Origin of the sequence: Protofrankia sp. Cj3 (assembly GCF_917627355.1) — a bacterium.
Taxonomy (GTDB): domain Bacteria; phylum Actinomycetota; class Actinomycetes; order Frankiales; family Frankiaceae; genus Protofrankia.
The window spans coordinates 969-4,254 of the sequence record NZ_CAKJTR010000020.1 but is presented as its reverse complement, the minus strand read 5'-3'; the positions used below and the strand labels follow the sequence as shown (position 1 = coordinate 4,254).

Annotated in this window: 3 protein-coding genes; 1 reads left to right on the top strand and 2 read right to left on the bottom strand. The window is 72.1% G+C overall.

Features of this window, described 5'->3' with window-relative positions; all coding sequences use genetic code 11:
- Positions 1-1,229: HNH endonuclease signature motif containing protein (locus tag MJ783_RS04520; protein ID WP_239308655.1), on the top strand; the 1,229-nt coding region annotated here is incomplete at its 5' end.
- Positions 1,230-1,342: 113 nt separating this feature from the next.
- On the opposite strand, the gene uraH is transcribed toward MJ783_RS04520, so the two are convergent.
- Together uraH and MJ783_RS04510 are read right to left on the bottom strand one after the other, a co-directional pair.
- The gene (gene uraH / locus MJ783_RS04515; RefSeq protein ID WP_239308654.1) at positions 1,343-1,669 is read right to left on the bottom strand and encodes a hydroxyisourate hydrolase; all 327 of its coding nucleotides are present in this window, start codon (positions 1,667-1,669) and stop codon (positions 1,343-1,345) included.
- Positions 1,670-1,705: 36 nt separating this feature from the next.
- Positions 1,706-3,256, bottom strand: a complete 1,551-nt coding sequence (locus tag MJ783_RS04510) for an allantoicase (protein WP_239308653.1) — start codon at positions 3,254-3,256, stop codon at positions 1,706-1,708.
- Between the last annotated feature and the right edge of the window lie 30 nt (positions 3,257-3,286).

Genomic DNA, 3,286 nt, shown 5'->3' with positions numbered 1-3,286 from the left:
GCGATCTCGCCGCCCGCCACGGCGCCACCAGCACCGCCACCCTGCTCCGCCATCGGCTGCGGCTACGTCCTGGGGACGCCCGGATGCTCGTCGAGCTCGCCGCCGCCCTGGACGGGCCACAGGCCGCGACCGGGCAGGCCCTGCGCGCTGGGAGCATCTCCGCGGAGCAGGCGTGGGCGATCGTGCGAACGATCCGCGCGCTACCCGCGGGTGCCCCGGCGGCGATGGTCGGGGAGGCGGAGGCGTTCCTGCTCGCCCAGGCCGAGGTGTTCGACCCGGCGGAACTGGCCCGGCTGGGCGCGTTCCTGATCACCCAGCTGGCCGATCAGGACCCGGAGCCGGGTCAGGAGAAGGATCCGGCCGACGTGCGGGAGCTGTGGCTGACCGATACCGGGGCGGGCACCACCCGGATCCGCGGCACGCTGGACGCCGAGGCCGCCGCGATGCTGCGGGCGGCACTCGACCCGCTCGCGGCCCCCCGACCCACCAGCGGCACGAGCGGTGCCGACGACGACGGTGCGGCCACCATCGGCGACGGCAGTGTGGGCGGCGCGGGTGGTGACGAGCCGCGGGACACCCGGTCGGCGGCGCGCCGCCGTGCCGACGCGCTGGTCGAGCTGATCGCTCGGGCGTTGGACACCGGAACCCTGCCCGCCCAGGGCGGGCAACGCCCTCACATCGCTGTGCTGGCGCCGCTGTCCGCGTTTCTCGGTGAACCCGGCGCGGCGCCCGCGCAGACCAGCTGGGGCCTTCCGTTACCCGCTGCGGTCCTGGCCCGGCTGCGCTGCGACGCTGAGATCACCCGGGTTCTGCTCGGCCCTGCCGGGGTGCCGTTGGATGTGGGTCGCAGCCAGCGGATCGTGCCCCCCGGCCTGCGCCGGGCGCTGGCCGTCCGGGACCGCTGTTGTTCCTTCCCGGGCTGTGACCGGCCGTCGGGCTGGTGCGAAGCCCACCACGTGATCGAATGGTCGCAGGGGGGTCGTACCGCCCTGGACAACCTCACACTGGTATGCGGCCGGCATCACCGCCTGTCACATCATAGCGACTGGGAGATCCAGTTCGGTGGCGACGGCATCCCCGAATGGATCCCACCGGGATGGATCGACCCGGCTCGGACCCCCCGGCGCAACCCCTTCCGCCGCACGATCCACGACACGTGGGGCGGCCACGGGAAACGGGACGGCCCCGGAGAAGATCCATTCATGGACACTCTCGGCAGCAAATCGTAACAGAATAGGCGCAATTTGCGACCCCTGGGGCATAAGGCTGCTGGACGCACGCCCCGGGTGCCTACGGTGGCGAAAAATCTCCGCGCCCGGCGCTCAGCTTCTCCGGCCGGCGCTCAGCTGCCGCGGTAGCTGGAGAAGCCGAAGGGTGAGAGCAGCAGTGGCACGTGGTGATGCCGCGCCGGATCGGTGACAACAAAAGTGATCACGACCTCCGGGAAAAACGTCGAGCGGGACGCGGTGTCGAACACCAGCCGCCACGCACCCGGCCCGTCCAGCGAGAGATCCCGCACCCGCCCGTCCTCGTCGGTCACCGCGGATGTGACCAGCCGCCACCCGCGGGCGTCGCCGTCGAAGCCGACAATCATCCGTTCCAGTCCAACTGGCACCCCGTCGGCCGGGGCTCCGGCGGCGGTGTCGATCACATGCGTGGAGAGGGTCACCCAGGCATCATGCCCGGGCACGGGGCAACCGGACGGTTACGAACCGCTGATCAGCCGTTGTAGCCGCAACGCGGTGATCTCGGCCTGCTGGCCGGCGGCGACCTGTAGCTCGGTAGCCGGGTCGTTGCCCAACCGCTCACGCAGCAGGCCCAGGATCTCCTCGGCGCTGCGTCCCGCCGCACGCACCAGGAAGATGTAGCCGAAGCGATCCTCATACTCCTGGTTGCCCGCGACCAGGGCCGCCTTCAGGTCGAGGCTGGCGTTGTCCACCGCGGCCTGCTCCCGGCGGGGGGCGTCCAGGCCAGCCACCACGGCCCGGCTGGACGTGGTCGGCGCCGGCAGCAGGGCACCGCGTTCACCGATGCGTGGGTGCGCGGTGAACGCCTCCAGCCAGTCGGCCTCGGTGAGCCGCTGCCAGTGATCGCGGGCCGCGTTGAGGAGCGCCTCGAGGGTCGGGTACGGCCGGCTGTCGGTGACCGCGGCCGCCCACTCCTCCGAGCCGCAGCAACCCAGCAGCTCGGCATGGAGCGCCCCTGGGGACAGCGCGTTGAACCAGCGCATGGCCAGCTCCTGGCGGCCCGCCGGAGTCGGGGTGCCGATGAGGCGCAGCCGGGCCAGCCCCCCGTCGGGGATGGCGTCCACCCGGACATGGGTGGCCTCCACCGGCACCTCCAGGTCGAACAGGTGCTGCGTGTTCGGCTGCACCCGCACCTGTGGCAGCAGCGGCTGCCACTCGGTGATCGAGGAGATGTCGTCGCTCTGGAACAGCTCCGGGGCGGACGCGGCCCACAGCGCCACGGCCCGGGGCGCGTTGCCGTGGAAGTGGCGGGTGTCGACTTCCGCCCTGATCATCTGGCCTGTGGTGGCGAGCCGGACGACGGCCCAGTCGTGGCCCATTCCCCGCCGGCGGCGGGTCTCCCAGCCCTCCCCCATCACCCGCGCGTCTCCGGACGCGTTGAGGTTGTGCCGGTCGCCGTAATGCATGTCGCTGCACGCCACCACCACCCCGCCGAGGTACGCCGCGGCCAGGTCGGAGGTGACCCGGTCCAGCAGACGGGGGTCCGCGATCACTGTTCCGTGCACGCGGAGCCGCGCCACCCCGCCGTCCGGGTGGATGGTGAGCCGTACGTGGGTGACACGGGTGTGGCCAGCCCGTTCGACCGGCAGAACATTGACCGCGTCCGATCGGACCGGTGTCCGGCGCACCAGCGGCACCCAGCTGACCGATGCCTCGGCGACCTCGGCCGCGGAGGGGTAACCGCCCAGCGTGGCACCGTGCAGCTCGACCGACTCCGGTGCGTTCCCGGTGAAATGGGTGGTGTCGACGGTCACCGCTCGGACCACACCGGGCGCGCCGAGCCGGACGATCGCCCAGTCCGCGCCGTACGGCTCACGGCGGCGGCGGGTCTCCCAGCCGTCCGTCCACGCGCCCCGCTCGGTGAAGACGCCCGGCCGGGCGGTCGGCGGCTCGGGCAGCAGCATCCGTTCGGCGAGTGCGAAGAACTCGTCGTTGACAACCACCACCGATCCGCCGAACCTGGCGGCGGCAAGGTCGACAAGGTTCGTAAGATCGGGTGCGTCGCTCACTGCTCCTCTTCTCCTGCGGGTCGGGTCCGC